Source organism: Chryseobacterium sp. CS3K3.1 (assembly GCF_059515165.1).
Window position 1 is genome coordinate 32296 of sequence record NZ_JCAKRV010000008.1, and the last position, 14440, is coordinate 46735.

17 protein-coding genes are annotated in these 14440 nt (G+C 37.8%); 7 read left to right on the plus strand and 10 right to left on the minus strand.

Annotation, left to right across the window (positions count from 1 at the left end):
* Nucleotides 1–161 precede the first annotated feature (161 nt).
* The 4 genes from AC5YGI_RS09285 (at nucleotide 162) to AC5YGI_RS09300 (ending at nucleotide 3578) form a co-directional block, all read left to right on the plus strand.
* A complete protein-coding gene (locus tag AC5YGI_RS09285) occupies nucleotides 162–899 on the plus strand; it encodes a hypothetical protein (protein WP_496168065.1) in 738 nt (245 codons plus the stop codon).
* Between the two features lie 27 nt (nucleotides 900–926).
* The gene (locus AC5YGI_RS09290) at nucleotides 927–2318 is read left to right on the plus strand and encodes an RtcB family protein (protein ID WP_496168066.1); all 1392 of its coding nucleotides are present in this window, start codon (nucleotides 927–929) and stop codon (nucleotides 2316–2318) included.
* Nucleotides 2319–2386: 68 nt separating this feature from the next.
* Nucleotides 2387–3085 (plus strand): peptide chain release factor H, encoded by a 699-nt coding sequence (prfH, locus tag AC5YGI_RS09295; protein WP_330744355.1) that lies wholly within the window; start codon nucleotides 2387–2389, stop codon nucleotides 3083–3085.
* Nucleotides 3072–3578: a tetratricopeptide repeat protein gene (locus AC5YGI_RS09300; RefSeq protein WP_496168067.1), complete on the plus strand. Its 507-nt coding sequence runs from the start codon at nucleotides 3072–3074 to the stop codon at nucleotides 3576–3578. The genes prfH and AC5YGI_RS09300 overlap by 14 nt, the downstream gene beginning before the upstream one ends.
* Nucleotides 3579–3758: 180 nt before the next feature.
* On the opposite strand, the gene AC5YGI_RS09305 is transcribed toward AC5YGI_RS09300, so the two are convergent.
* Nucleotides 3759–4046 carry a c-type cytochrome gene (locus AC5YGI_RS09305; protein WP_496168068.1) on the minus strand — a complete coding sequence of 96 codons (288 nt, stop codon included), beginning with the start codon at nucleotides 4044–4046 and terminating at the stop codon, nucleotides 3759–3761.
* 20 nt (nucleotides 4047–4066) lie between these two features.
* The gene (locus AC5YGI_RS09310; protein ID WP_496168069.1) at nucleotides 4067–4360 is read right to left on the minus strand and encodes a c-type cytochrome; all 294 of its coding nucleotides are present in this window, start codon (nucleotides 4358–4360) and stop codon (nucleotides 4067–4069) included.
* 198 nt (nucleotides 4361–4558) lie between these two features.
* Between AC5YGI_RS09310 and meaB the strand changes: the two genes are divergently transcribed.
* On the plus strand, nucleotides 4559–5551 hold the full coding sequence (meaB, locus tag AC5YGI_RS09315; protein ID WP_330744349.1) for a methylmalonyl Co-A mutase-associated GTPase MeaB: 993 nt from the start codon (nucleotides 4559–4561) through the stop codon (nucleotides 5549–5551).
* Here meaB and AC5YGI_RS09320 read toward each other — a convergent pair.
* Nucleotides 5548–6096 carry a DUF4251 domain-containing protein gene (locus tag AC5YGI_RS09320; RefSeq protein WP_110009934.1) on the minus strand — a complete coding sequence of 183 codons (549 nt, stop codon included), beginning with the start codon at nucleotides 6094–6096 and terminating at the stop codon, nucleotides 5548–5550. The two genes, meaB and AC5YGI_RS09320, sit on opposite strands and share 4 nt — an antisense overlap.
* Before the next feature lie 105 nt (nucleotides 6097–6201).
* Between AC5YGI_RS09320 and AC5YGI_RS09325 the strand changes: the two genes are divergently transcribed.
* Nucleotides 6202–7008 carry a M48 family metallopeptidase gene (locus AC5YGI_RS09325; RefSeq protein WP_227942670.1) on the plus strand — a complete coding sequence of 269 codons (807 nt, stop codon included), beginning with the start codon at nucleotides 6202–6204 and terminating at the stop codon, nucleotides 7006–7008.
* 86 nt (nucleotides 7009–7094) lie between these two features.
* Nucleotides 7095–7406 carry a hypothetical protein gene (locus AC5YGI_RS09330; protein WP_110009932.1) on the plus strand — a complete coding sequence of 104 codons (312 nt, stop codon included), beginning with the start codon at nucleotides 7095–7097 and terminating at the stop codon, nucleotides 7404–7406.
* A 36-nt stretch (nucleotides 7407–7442) separates the two neighbouring features.
* Here the strand turns inward: AC5YGI_RS09330 and AC5YGI_RS09335 are convergent, their stop codons facing one another.
* The 7 genes from AC5YGI_RS09335 to pgi all read right to left on the minus strand — a co-directional run bounded on the left by AC5YGI_RS09335 (nucleotide 7443) and on the right by pgi (nucleotide 14330).
* Nucleotides 7443–8054: an outer membrane beta-barrel protein gene (locus AC5YGI_RS09335; RefSeq protein ID WP_202840036.1), complete on the minus strand. Its 612-nt coding sequence runs from the start codon at nucleotides 8052–8054 to the stop codon at nucleotides 7443–7445.
* On the minus strand, nucleotides 8038–8853 hold the full coding sequence (locus tag AC5YGI_RS09340) for an ABC transporter ATP-binding protein (RefSeq protein WP_002983922.1): 816 nt from the start codon (nucleotides 8851–8853) through the stop codon (nucleotides 8038–8040). The genes AC5YGI_RS09335 and AC5YGI_RS09340 overlap by 17 nt, the downstream gene beginning before the upstream one ends.
* A complete protein-coding gene (locus tag AC5YGI_RS09345; protein ID WP_110009930.1) occupies nucleotides 8853–9605 on the minus strand; it encodes an MlaE family ABC transporter permease in 753 nt (250 codons plus the stop codon). Before AC5YGI_RS09345 ends, AC5YGI_RS09340 begins: the two co-directional genes overlap by 1 nt.
* A 102-nt stretch (nucleotides 9606–9707) precedes the next feature.
* Nucleotides 9708–11078, minus strand: coding sequence for an exopolysaccharide biosynthesis polyprenyl glycosylphosphotransferase (locus tag AC5YGI_RS09350; RefSeq protein WP_454511369.1), 1371 nt, complete (start codon nucleotides 11076–11078; stop codon nucleotides 9708–9710).
* Between the two features lie 43 nt (nucleotides 11079–11121).
* Complete coding sequence (locus AC5YGI_RS09355; RefSeq protein ID WP_110009928.1) at nucleotides 11122–11751, minus strand: 7-carboxy-7-deazaguanine synthase QueE; 630 nt, start codon at nucleotides 11749–11751, stop codon at nucleotides 11122–11124.
* A gap of 6 nt (nucleotides 11752–11757) precedes the next feature.
* Nucleotides 11758–12642, minus strand: coding sequence for a bifunctional 5,10-methylenetetrahydrofolate dehydrogenase/5,10-methenyltetrahydrofolate cyclohydrolase (locus tag AC5YGI_RS09360; protein ID WP_034692667.1), 885 nt, complete (start codon nucleotides 12640–12642; stop codon nucleotides 11758–11760).
* A 47-nt stretch (nucleotides 12643–12689) separates the two neighbouring features.
* Nucleotides 12690–14330, minus strand: a complete 1641-nt coding sequence (gene pgi / locus AC5YGI_RS09365; RefSeq protein WP_496168070.1) for a glucose-6-phosphate isomerase — start codon at nucleotides 14328–14330, stop codon at nucleotides 12690–12692.
* Nucleotides 14331–14440: the final 110 nt, after the last annotated feature.

Here is a 14440-nt window from a genome sequence, read left to right on the forward strand (position 1 = left end):
GTTTCCCCGAAATCTTTTTTTAGTGTCATTAAAGGCAAAATAAGATGAGAAATATTCCTCAGAACTATTTCGTCTATTATTAATCCATTCAACTAGTGTTTTAGTTGATTAAAAGCTGTGTGAGATAAAAATTACGATTTCACACAAGGCTTCTGTTCACAATGGAAAATGATAACCTTTTGCTTTCCCGCCTGAGAAGTGTGAGAAGCAGAAAAAGAGCAATTAGAAAAGATGTAGAAAAGCAGATAAGAAAAAAATATCGACGTAGTGAAGAACTTTGGCAAATCAGACGAAATACTCCATGGATTCCTTTGGATAAGCCTTATCAAAGAGGATTTGTAAGATTCTTTGCGGTAAGAGAAGATGTCATGAGATCCAAAGACGGAGAATTCTTTGAAGGAATACTGAAGAAAATTAATACCTACATGTATTCGGAAAGCCGCCGGTTTTTAAAAAAGAAAAGAAAATTCGGGCGGAGAATATATGTAGAGAGAGTACAGAAACTCCAGCATATTTCTTCATATTCCTGGAATGACCCAAAGCTGGGACTTACAGCAAGAGAAAGACAGTATTTTTTGAAACAGGAAGAATATTGCCCGGCCCGGAAGTCTTATGTGCCTTACTACGAATTTATTGAACCATGGAGGTTTACGCTGCGTACAAGACCTAATATGATCACCCATTATAAACCTGTAATCTTTGAATTGGAAAAAGAGTGTGCAGAACTGGACGATTATTTAGGGCAGCATAAAATTGTGGGAATTATCAACAAAACAATGTATGGTAAGTCATCTTCATGGAAAAGCAAAAGAGAAGATATTCCACTTATTAAAAGCAGGAACTATGCTACCTGCACAATGTCTGCAACAAAGATTGCAGAAAGCTTACTGGACGACTAAGTCCAACTGTTATTTAAAACAAAAACAATGGGAAATTTAAAACTAAAAGGAAAAGATATATTAAAACTGGGCTATCCAAATAATCAAAGCGTCAACGTAGCATTGGAAGTCATGAAAAGAAATTTTGCAACGAAGAATATTCACCACGTAAAATCTCTTTTAAAGGAAATCCTGCTGAATCCGGAAGAATTTGAAAAAGATCTCACCTTCGGACAGATTGCAGAAACCTTGCTTTCATCCAAAAAAACTGAAAAGCGGATGCTAAATTCACAGCGGGCTTCATTTCAGATTTTTGGTACTAACATTTCAGAGGAGGCAAAAAATCAGCTATATACTGCCTTGAAGCTGCCAATTTCAACTCAGGGAGCATTAATGCCTGATGCCCACAGCGGTTACGGCCTTCCTATCGGTGGAGTCCTGGCGGTGGAAAATGCAGTAATCCCTTACGGAGTAGGAATGGATATTGGCTGCAGAATGAGCCTCAGTATTCTGGATACGCCCGTTTCATATCTTGAAGGAGCAAGAAATAAGTATGAAAAAGCGCTTGCTGAACATACAAAATTCGGAATGTATGAGATCCATAAATCTCACATAGATCACGAGATTTTCGACAGAGATACATTCGATATGATCCCGATTTTAAGAAGATTAAAGGGAAAAGCCATCAAACAGATGGGATCCTCAGGCGGCGGAAATCATTTTGTAGAATTCGGGGAAGTGGAAATCACTGAAGAAGACGAACAGATTGGCCTGCCTAAAGGAAAATATCTGGGAATACTTTCTCACAGCGGCTCAAGAGGTCTTGGAGCTGAGATAGCCCAGTATTACTCAAGAGTGGCAACAGAACAGTGTCCATTACCAAAAGAAGCTCAAAACTTCGCCTGGCTGGACCTCAGTACCCACCTGGGATTGGAATACTGGACGGCAATGAACCTTGCCGGAGATTATGCTTCAGCCTGCCACGACGATATTCACAGAAGGCTGGTGAAAGCGGTCGGTGGAAGAGTAAAAGCCAGAATTGAAAACCATCACAACTTCGCGTGGAAAGAAATCCATAACGGAAAAGAAGTGATTGTTCACCGGAAAGGGGCCACTCCTGCCAATGAGAATGAATTGGGAATGATTCCCGGATCCATGACGGCGAAAGGATTTATCGTTCGTGGAAAAGGAAACCCGGAATCCCTGAACTCTGCATCTCATGGAGCCGGAAGAGCGCATTCAAGAGGGGAATGCAGAAGCCTTTTCACCCAGCATGACATCAAAAAAGAACTGAAGATGAAAAATGTCACACTGATGGGCGGAAATGCAGAGGAAGCACCAATGGCCTACAAGGACATCAATGAAGTGATGAATGCACAGAGTGAGCTGGTAGACATCCTGGGAACATTTCAACCACGAATTGTGAGAATGGATAAGTAATCAGCCTAATATTTTATAACCTTACAGGTTTCAAAAACCTGTAAGGTTTAGTAAAATGTAACAAAAAAATGGAAAAATTAATACAGATCACTTCAGGAAGAGGTCCTTTGGAATGCCAGTGGGTGGTAGCCAAGGTCCTGAAGAGCTTTCTTGAAGAGGCAAAACACAATACAATAGAATACGAAATCATTCATCGTGAAAACGGTGATGAAAATCTGACCTTAAAATCAGTGACTGTACTTTTAAAAGGAAAAGAAGTAAACCCGTTTCTGAAAAGCTGGCTGGGAAGCATTTGCTGGATTGGAAAAAGTACCTTCAGGAAACTGCATAAAAGAAGCAACTGGTTTATCGGAATTTTTGAATTGGAAAATGTCAAAATGATTGATTTCAATGAAAAAGATATCAGATTTCAGACTGCGAGGAGTCAGGGAAGCGGAGGGCAAAATGTAAATAAAGTGAATACTGCTGTGCGCGCCACTCATATTCCCACTAAAGAAACTGTTTTTGTGCAGGATTCCCGCTCACAACTTGAAAATAAAAAGTTATCGGTTATCAGATTAAAAGAAAAGGTAATGGCGGTTTATATTCAACAGTTGGAAAGAAAGCTGAAAGAAACCTGGTCTATGCAGATACAGGTGGAACGTGGAAATCCGGTTCGTACATTTTCAGGAACAGATTTTAAAAAAAATTATGAAGACAGGACATTCAAAAAACAAAGGAATGCCTTGAAAAATGAACTTAAAAACTACAACAATGACCTTAACTAAAAGCAAATATTATTTTGAAGCGTTAGACTACTTTCCATTCAATCTTTCTGAATGCATGGATGCACTGAACTACGCGTTATCTTATGAACCTGAAGATGCAGACAGCCTTTGTCTGATGGGAAGAGTATATTCTGAAGAATTAAAGGATTATGAAACAGCAAAGAAGTACTTTAATGAAGCCATTCAAAGTAATATCGGGAATATCAATACTCCCCAATATTATATTGGATGTCTTTTGAATAATGAAGATTATCAAGAAGCAGAAAAACTGATTGACTTTGCTCTGAATTTAAAAGGTATTGACAAATCGGAAATTCTGAACTGCCAGTCTTTTCTTCATGAAAGAAACTTTGAGTATGAGAAGGCTTTAGGTGTCCTGAAAGAAGCTAAAAAATTTGCTTACAGCCGGGCAGCACTTGAAGTACTTGAAGACAGAGAAAAAATGATTGAAGGAAAAGTAACCAGAGCAGGTGACATAAAGAAAGCAGAGTAATCTTTTTTTGACTTATAATAAAAGCAGTATGACTGCCTCAGAAGTCAAATCATTTGACTTCTGTCATTCTGACGAAGGAAGAATCTCATTGATAACCATAAGCGTGAGATTCTTCACTCCATTATTGAACTACGTTCCAGACCTTCAGTCTGTGTTCAGAATGACAATTTTGAGGCAGTCTTATTTTTTATTGACAGAAATCAGATAATCATACACCATTTGATGCTGGTCATCAGTAAGCTTAGCCTTTGGAGCCATTCTGCTTAAAGTGTTGATCCATCCTTTGTCGTCATGCTTGGTTGGTTCCGGCAATTTATGGCATTTTGCACAGGAATTTTCAAAAATGGTCTTTCCCTGCGCCAGCTGCTCAGATGATGTGTACTTTGGTCCGGTTACAGCCACACTCTTTGGTCCGCAGGATACCAGAAATGCAGATGCCGCGATACCTGCTAAAATGAATTTTTTCATATCTATTTTTGTTTGATGAATTACTTCTTTACAGAAACAATATAATCATAAACCCATTGGTGCTGCTCATCCGTCAGTTTTGCTTTTGGAGCCATAGAATTCATGATTCCTACCCATTGTACAGGCGTATGTGAAGCAGGATCCGGCAATTTATGACATCTTCCACAGGAATTTTCAAAAATAGTTTTCCCTTGGGCAATCTGTTCTGCAGTAGACGTTGAAGTTCCTGCAGTAGCAGTAGAGGTAGCAGCTTTCGGCGTACAGGAAACCAGTAGAATACCGGTAAACGAAGCCGCAGCGATGAGTTTTTTCATGTTTCTTTTTTTGAGATATAACAAATGTAATAAATTCCTTAAGCCTTTGATACAGGGTGTTCTAGTTTTAATTTAGAAGAAATAAAAATTGAATTTGTACGAGATAGGGAATTACAAATAAAGATAATTGATGTCTTTTAACTCATCATTATGGAGCGGCTATTGACCATTCCCATTTTAATTATTAATTTTGAATCAATGAAATTTTCTACAGAAGAGTTAATAGAGGGAATACAATCAGGAAACAAACGCCTGATTGCAAAAGCTATTACATTGGTTGAGAGCAAAAAAGCGGAACACAGAGTACAGGCAGAAGAACTTTTAAAGAAAATTATGCCTTTTACCGGAAACTCTGTGAGAGTAGGAGTAACGGGAGTTCCCGGAGCCGGCAAATCTACTTTTATAGAAAACTTCGGACGCCTTGTTATTACCCAGGGAAAAAAGGTTGCCGTTTTGGCTATTGATCCCAGCTCGGCAATTAACAAAGGAAGTATTTTAGGGGATAAAACCAGAATGGAAGAACTGGCCAAAGAAGAAAATGCCTTTATACGCCCTTCCCCAAGCTCCGGGTTTCTCGGAGGAGTAGCCAATACCACTTTTGAAACCATGATGATCTGCGAGGCTGCAGGATACGACTATATTTTAATAGAAACCGTTGGAGTAGGACAGTCAGAAGTACTGGTTGCTGATATTACCGATGTTTTCTTATTCCTTAAAATCATTGGAGGCGGAGATGAACTTCAGGGCATAAAAAGAGGAATCATGGAAATGGTGGATGTTATTTTTATCAATAAAGTGGATCAGGATAACCTTCAGAAAGCGAAAAATACAAGGCTTGAACTGAAAAGAGCTTTAGACTTTATTCCTCCTAAAGAAAAAGGCTGGAAGATCCCTGTGCTATTAGGTTCTGCTCTTCATAACGAAGGGCTGCAGGAGGTCTACGATAAAATATTTGAATTTATTGATCTGAAAAAGAAAAGCGGCCGTTTTGAAGAAATCCGTGTTCAGCAGGCTGAAAAGCGATTCGAATATTGGGTCCAGGAATATATTTTATCCCTGATGAAAAAAAGCAATCCGGTAGAGGAAGCTTATCATATGCACAAAAAAAATGCTTCAGCCATGGTTTCCAATCCAAGTACTGAAGCAAAATTATTTGTTGAAAAATTTTTATCTGATCAAAAAAGGGATTAAAGCTTCTCTTTTTCCTGTTTTACTTCAGTTTTTGAAATATATCCGTCATAAGTAATGGGCTGCCTGTCGCTGCTTCTCATCGATACGAAAGCTTTTCCGTTTTTAAAAATTTCTATATTCACTTCATCTACATTTCTTGCATCTTTAGGCTTGAATTTTAAAGTCCAGGTTCCCTTTTTATTCTGAGTTTTAGTTACCGTAAAATCTTTTGAGGTAAATCTGTAGCTGTTATCACTTGTGCTTCCGTAAGTTGGATTGAAAAGCCTTCCAAAGTAAGGAAGTACCACATCAAGTGTATTTTTACTTACATCAATGGTGTAATCTCCATTCAGATTAAGCATTCTCGTTGCAGTAGCATTGGGCATAGAGTTCATGACATTGATAACATCATAATTGGTAGGATTGGCTCGTTGTGCATAGAAGGTAAACTCCTGGGAATTTACTAAAGTATCCACTGTTTTCGAATCTAATGAACCTTGTGATGCACAGCTCTGAAATAGGAACAGGAATCCAAAAATCATCAGTAAAGAAATATACTTTTTCATAATGAGATAATTATTAATTTTAAACAGCAAAATGTATGCAAATATTTTCTTTATTAAATATTTTGGAATAAAAATTGTTAAGGTTGAATTATTAACACTCAAACTATGAAAGTTACACATCTATTTGGAATGGGAGCTATTGCTCTGTCGGCTGTTGCCTGTACTACAAATCCGATTACAGGAAGATCTTCTTTACAACTGGCCAACAATTCGGAAATTTTAACAATGTCTTCACAGGAATATAGAACGACATTGTCTAAAGGTAAAGTGATTACCGGTACGGCAGATGCAAAGAGAGTGGTAAATGTAGGAAACAGAATTAAAAATGCAGCAGAAAGATATTATCAGAGTATTGGAAGATCAGCGGATCTTGCCAACTATAGCTGGGAGTTTAATCTATTGCAGAGCAACGAGCTGAACGCATGGTGTATGCCCGGCGGTAAAGTAGCAGTTTATACCGGAATATTGCCGGTAACAAAAGACGATAACGGACTTGCCGTTGTAATGGGACATGAAGTTTCCCATGCATTGGCAGGCCACGGAAACGAAAGAATTTCTCAGGCAATGGTAGCCCAGTACGGAGGTGCTATCCTGGGAGGAACCATCTCCAATGCGCAATGGGCCAGTGTTTTCCAGAAGGTATATCCTATCGGGTCGCAAGTGGCTTTACTGAAATACGGAAGAGGGCAGGAATCTGAGGCAGATGAAATGGGACTTTACCTGATGTCTATGGCCGGATATGATCCGAGAGCAGCCATTCCTTTCTGGAACAGAATGGAAGCAGCTTCTTCGGGAGCAAGACAGCCGGAATTCTTATCTACCCACCCAAGCCCGGAAACAAGAATTTCAGATATCAATAAAGATCTTCCGAAAGCTTTAGAATATTATAAGGCTGCGGGAGGAAAATTATAATGAGAATTTTAATCTTGAGTAAAGCCTTATTAAATTTTTAGTAAATTTGGTAAGGCTTTTTTATTTAACCACCTAAACACAATATTATGAAGAGTTTATCAATTACCGGACTTATCCTTTTAGCAGTTTCTGCATTACTTTTCTATCTGACAACCGATTTTGCCGTAGAACAAATAAAAATTTCCCACATTATGGGAATAATGGCAGGAATAGGTATAGGACTTATCATTGGAGGAATGGTAGGATATGTAAGTAAAGGAAGCGCTATCAAGGCCGAACAGAAGAGAAAGGAATTCAAACAGCTGCAGAAAGACAAAGAAGAGCTTGAGAAACAGGCGGCAGAAATTGCAAAACGCCAGGCTGAACTTGAAGCACAAAATAAAAACCCTCAAATTTAAATTTGAGGGTTTCAAGTTGTTATTTTCGATAATTCATTAGAATTTATATCCTAAACCTACCATAAACAGATTAGGCCTGTTATCATATCTGATTTCCGTACCGGAAACTCTGTTGATAAAATTTCTTTCGTCTTTACTGAAAGCACCTTCATATCTGGCATTTACAATAAGTTTTTTGATTTCAAGCTGTGCACCAAACTGGTATCCTACAGTAAAATCATTTTTAGCATTTTCTTTGAAATCGTTGTAAGTATTGTCTTTATTTAAGTTAAAACTTCCTACAGGTCCTACAAAAACGCCAAGCATATTCCCTAAAAGGTTATATCCTAAAAGAACCGGAACATCAATACGGTTGCTTTTTACATCAAAAGTAGTGTTCTCTGTAGTAAACTCATTTTTGAAGTGAGTGTAATAGATTTCCGGCATCACAAACAATGAAGTAGGAAGACCTACCTTTAATGAAAGCCCAACATTGAAACCTACATTATTTTTACCTGTTCCTTCAATCGCATCATTCACTGTTCCTTTGATATTGGACCATGAAGGAGAGCCTGTCGGAAAAATTAAGTTGGCTTTACCTGCCAGTGAAATCTGTGCAGATGCCCACATTGAAAACCCTAATAACGCTATACTAAGTACCTTTTTCATTATCGTCTATTTTTGTATTTGTCGTTTCAATCGTTTTATTATTCTCAAGTAAATATTCTCTCAGCTCTTTAAACAGTTCTGAAGAATAAACGAAGTCAATCAGATTTTTATTGCCTGCAGTAATCAGAATGTCTTTGTTGCCTTCCCATTCTTTGATTCCCAGTCTTAGGTATACAATTTTCTCGCCAATCGTCATTACAGAGTTCATATCGTGGGTATTGACGATGGTTGTGGTGTTATATTCTTTTGTGATCTCGTAAAGAAGATCATCTATTACTTTTGAAGTATAGGGATCAAGTCCGGAATTGGGCTCATCACAGAACAGATATTTGGGATTGTTTACAATTGCTCTTGCAATAGCCACCCTTTTCTGCATTCCCCCTGAAATTTCAGACGGGTATTTCTTTTCAGCTTTATCAAGGTGTACTCTTCCTATTACTTCAAAAACCCTTTTCTTTTTTTCTCTGTAGGTAAGATTGGTAAACATGTCAAGAGGAAACATAATGTTTTCTTCAACTGTTAAAGAGTCAAATAATGCGCTTCCCTGGAAGACGGTTCCGATTTCTGAACGGAGATGTTGTTTTTCATCTCTGGTCATCGTATTAATATCTTTTCCATCAAACAGAATTTCTCCTGATGAAGGCATATAAACATTCAATAAACTTTTTAGAAAAACGGTTTTCCCGGAACCACTCTGTCCAATAATCAGGTTTACCTTTCCTTTATCAAATGAAGTTGAAATTCCCTTCAATACTTCAACATCTCCAAAACTTTTCTTAAGATCTTTTACCTCAATCATCAGCTTAATATTAATTGGGTTAAAATTAATTCGGAAATGATAATGAATACCATTGTCCATACTACCGCCTGCGTACTGGCTCTACCTACTTCCAATGATCCTCCTTTCACATTATATCCGAAATAAGAAGGTACTGTGGCAATGATGAAGGCAAAAACAGTTGTTTTGATAAATGCATAATAGATAAACAGATTGGGCATATACATTTGGATTCCCACTATATAATCGTTCTCGGTCCAGTTTCCGGTCAGAATTCCGGCAATATATCCTCCGCCGATACCAAATACAATACTGATGGCAATAAGAAGAGGGTTAAAGAGAACACAGGCAACAATTTTAGGGAAAATCAGAAAATTCGGAGAGTTTACTCCCATGATATCCAGAGCATCAATCTGTTCGGAAACCCTCATTGTTCCAATACTGGATGCAATATAAGACCCTACTTTACCCGCAAGAATCAGACTGATAATGGTTGGCGAAAATTCCAGAACCAATACAGCCTTTGTAGCGTATCCTACAAATGAAGTAGGAATAGGAAATGAAGAAGCATCAAAGTTGTTGAACATCTGAATAGCAACTACAGCCCCCACGAAAATTGAAGTGAAGACTACAAGCCCGAAAGAATTTACTCCCAAATCATTAATTTCTCTCATGAACAGCTTCCAGAAAACCCTCATTTTCTGAGGTTTCTGCAGGGATTTTCCCAAGAGGATTATATATTCCCCTATTGCTGTGAAAAACTTTTTTAACATACTGCTAAATTAGACTTTTTTATTTAATTGGGCTACAGTCAAGAATAAGACCAAAGCCTGGTTTTGTGTTAAAATTATTTCAATATAATCTTATCCCGTTCTTTATTTTGCATTTTTATCTCCTCCCACAACCAATAGAACGGTTTTTAAAATAACGACCAGATCCAGGGCAAAACTCCAGTTTCTTACATAGAATGCATCGGCTAGAACTCTTTTTTTCATCTCTACTTCCACATCTCCGAAGTCACCCCGCAGTCCGTTCACCTGTGCTAATCCGGTAATACCAGGACTTACCATACTTCTCAGGCTGTATCTCCCGATTTTAGGTTTGTAATAATTGTCGACAGCCAGCATGTGAGGACGCGGGCCTACCACAGACATTTCTCCTCTCAGTACATTGATGAATTGAGGAAGTTCATCAAGACTTGTTTTTCTTAAAAATTTACCTATTTTGGTAATTCTGGAATCATTTACTGAGGTGGTTTTGGTAGTAGATTCATCATTCACAACCATTGTTCTGAATTTAATACAATTGAAAACCTCTTCATGAAAGCCATATCTTTTCTGAAAGAAAAAAACAGGTCCTTTGGAAGTTGTTTTGATTAAAATCGCAATGATTGGAAATACCCATGAGCAGATGAAGACCAATATAATAACAGAAAAGAAAATATCAAATGTCCTTTTCATCAGGAAATTAGAATAATAATCTAACGGGTACCTGGCCTGATTAAGTACCGGCTGGGTCTGTATATATCCAAGATCATAAAGGAAAAAATCACTTTGGGTGATACTTGGAATCAGTGAAATGTGAATCTTATGATCTTCGGCCAGTCTGAAAATTTCATTTTCCATCGCTTCGTCATAGGAGTTTTCCATAGATAAAAACAAGGTGTGGATTCCGTTCTTTTTCCAGAAATCTACCAGCTCACTGATCTTCACTCCGGTATGTCCGTATTCAAATATTCTGTATCCATAATCTTTACGGTCTGTAAAGATATTCTTCAAAATTTCTGTGGAATGGCTGTCTCCTAAAAACATGACATTCCTGTAATTGGCACCAAGAGACCGTAAATATTTGATCGCAAAATATACTAATGATTTTGCAAGAAAGATGGCAATAAAAAGGTAGAGGGAAAGCCAGTAAATATCCGAATTGAAAAACACATTTTTACTTACCTTTCCTATAAGCAGCACTCCCAGTATAAAAAACAGGAAATGGATTAAAAGCCGTTCAAGAAACAGGGTATAAGTAAGGTTTCTCGGGATATTGTATATTTTTGTCCTACCGCTAAGGAGCACCCAGAACAAAAACAACAGAATGAGAGAAAAACTATTCTGGTACCAGGTTTCTTTATTGTATTTTAAACTTTCGTTTCTGCTTATAAAAAAGAATATGAAGACAGATGCAATAACCATGAGGTCAAGCAACATGATGATTGATTTCAGGTATCTAGAGTATCGAATTCTCTGCATCTATCGGTATTATAGCGGATAAGCACGGCTAATTTACACTTTTTTACGGGATATTCAGATATTTGTGAGTCTGAACAGAAGCCTGCCACTCAGGGTTTTCCAGAATGAAATCTGTGATCTTAGGATACATGTCGTTTCTTTTGCTCCATTCACTCTGAAGATAAAGTTTACAGTTTTCGGAAACTTTTGCAGCTTGTTCCTGAGCAAAAGTAAAATCATGCTGGTTGAAAATAATCACTTTAAGCTCATTGGCTTTTTGATAGATCTCTTCTTTAGGAAGTCCTGTTTTCTTAGGGGAGAGAGTAATCCAGTCCAGCTGTCCGCTCATGGGATAGGCTCCGGAAGTTTCAATATGTACTGTGCATCCTAGTTCTTTTAGTTTGGAGGTCAGGATATCTAAATTCCACATTAAAGGTTCACCGCCGGTCAGTACTATTGTTTTACAATGTCTGGCAGCTGTTTCCGCAATTTCTTCTGCATTCATCAAAGGGTGGAGTTCCGGATCCCAGCTTTCTTTTACATCACACCAGTGACATCCTACATCACAACCTCCCAGCCTGATAAAGTATGCGGCTTTTCCGGTGTGTGCTCCTTCTCCCTGTAAAGTGTAAAAATGCTCCATCACAGGGAGCATTTTACCTTCTTTTAATAAAATATCTTCTTCTTTATTCATTTTAAATTAGTCGTTATAGACCGAAGTTTTGTAAGCAATGATGGTGTTTTTCATCAACATCGCTCTTGTCATTGGGCCTACTCCTCCAGGTACCGGAGTGATCCAGCTTGCTTTGGCAGCACAGCTGTCAAAATCCACATCACCTGCAAGGTAATACCCTTTTGGAGAGTCATTATCTACTCTTGTAATACCCACGTCCACGATTACAGCTCCTTCCTTGATCATATCTCCTTTTAAGAAATGCGGATCTCCTAAAGCGGTAATAACGATGTCTGCTTTTCTTGTATATTCTTCAATGTCTTTCGTATATGAGTGTGTAAGGGTAACAGTAGAGTTTCCAGGGAAATCTTTTCTTCCCATCAAAATACTCATTGGTCTTCCTACAATTTTACTTCTTCCGATAATGACACAGTCTTTTCCTTTTGTTTCAATATTATATCTTTCCAATAATGTTAAAATCCCGAAAGGAGTCGCTGGTAAGAAAGTATCCATTTCAAGAGCCATTTTTCCAAAGTTTTCCGGGTGGAAACCATCCACGTCTTTTCTTGGGTCAATAGCATTGATGATTTTTTCCTGATCAATCTGATCCGGTAAAGGCAGCTGAACAATAAATCCGTCTACTGCTTTAGACTTATTAAGCTCGTCAATTTTTTCCAATAGTTCAGATTCAGAAACAGTGCTTGGAAATTTAATTAAGCTGGATTGAAATCCTACTTCCTCACAGTCTTTTACTTTAGAGTTTACATAGGCCTTGCTAGCTCCATTATTTCCTACAAGAATAGCCACCAAATGCGGAGCTCTTCTTTTGCTTGCGAGAATCTTTTCTACTTCAACCTTGATCTCTGCTTTAATTTCCTTGGATACTTTAAGTCCGTCAAGAATTTCTGCCATTTTTACTTTTTTACTTTATAGATTTACTTTTACTTTCTTTTTACTTACTATTTATTTTCTTTATAGTAATTGATCAATCCATTGGTTGAGCTGTCATGAGAGCTTATTGCTTCATTGTTTTCAAGCTCAGGAAGGATTTTATTGGCTAATACTTTTCCTAATTCCACTCCAAACTGGTCAAAACTGAAAATATTCCAGATTACTCCCTGAACGAAAATTTTGTGTTCATAAAGGGCGATCAACTGACCTAATGAAAAAGGAGTTAATTCCTTGAATAATATGGAGTTAGTTGGAGTGTTTCCATGGAAGACTTTGAAATTGATCAGCCTGTCTATTTCTTCATCAGATTTTCCGGAATTTCTAAGCTCTTCTTCCACTTCTTCTTCCAGTTTTCCGAAGGCAAGTGCTTCAGTCTGAGCGAAAAAGTTAGCTAATAATTTATCCTGATGATCAGAAACGTGGTTCGGGCTTTTTGCATAGGCAATAAAATCTGCCGGAATCAATTCAGTTCCCTGGTGGATTAACTGATAAAATGCGTGTTGGCCGTTTGTTCCCGGTTCTCCCCAAATAATAGGCCCCGTTTCATATTCTACGAATTCACCGTTTCTGTCTACACACTTTCCGTTACTTTCCATATCTCCCTGCTGAAGATACGCAGCGAATCTGTCCAGATATTGAGAATAAGGTAAGATGGCATAAGTAGTTGCTGCATAGAAATTACGGTACCAGATTCCCAGAAGTCCCATTAAAACAGGAACATTTTCAGAGAATTCGGCAGTCTGGAAGTGCTGGTCCGTATCAAAAGCACCTCTTAAAAGCTGCTCGAAGTTTTCATATCCTACAGAAAGTACAATACTTAATCCGATAGCGCTCCAAAGAGAATATCTTCCGCCTACCCAGTCCCAGAACTCAAAAATATTTTCTTCTGCGATTCCGAACTTTTTAACTTCCTCAATATTAGTAGATAAAGCCACAAAATGCTTCGCGACATCTTCCTGTTTTCCCGCTTTCAGGAACCAGTCTTTAGCTGAATTGGCATTCGTCATTGTTTCCTGAGTTGTAAAAGTCTTGGAAGCAATAATGAATAAAGTAGTTTCAGGATTTAAATCTTTTACTACTTCTGCGATATGATTTCCGTCCACGTTGGAAACAAAGTGAGCGTTTAATCTTGTTTTAAAATGCTTTAAAGCCGAACAAACCATTACAGGACCCAAATCCGATCCTCCAATCCCGATGTTGACTACATCTGTGATCTCTTTTCCACTAAAACCTTTATGTTCTCCTGAAATAATTTTCTCAGAAAAAGATTTCATATGCTCAAGAACTCTTTTGATCTGTGGTTTGATATTTTCTCCATCCACCAGAATTTCACGGTCTGAAAAATCTCTTAATGCGGTGTGAAGAACAGCTCTTCCTTCAGTTTCATTGATTTTATCTCCGGAGAACATTCTGGAAATAGCATCTTTTAACTGGCTTTCTTCTGCCAATTGTAATAAAAGACCCTTGGTTCTTGAATCAATCAGGTTTTTAGAATAATCAAAAAGATAGTTGTCCTTTTGCAGGGAAAACTCGTTAAAACGGTTCGGGTTATATTGGAAGAGAGTTCTAAGATCAAAGTCATTTCCACCGAAGTGTTCGTCAAGTGCTTTCCAGCTGTTGGTTTGTGTTGGATTTATTTTTGATAGCATATTACAGAATTTTTATCATTCAGAAGATCATGTATCGGATGAAAATGGTTAATCATCCATAATGATTTATTTCTGATCTGCAAATTTACGGAAAAATAAAACCTCAGATA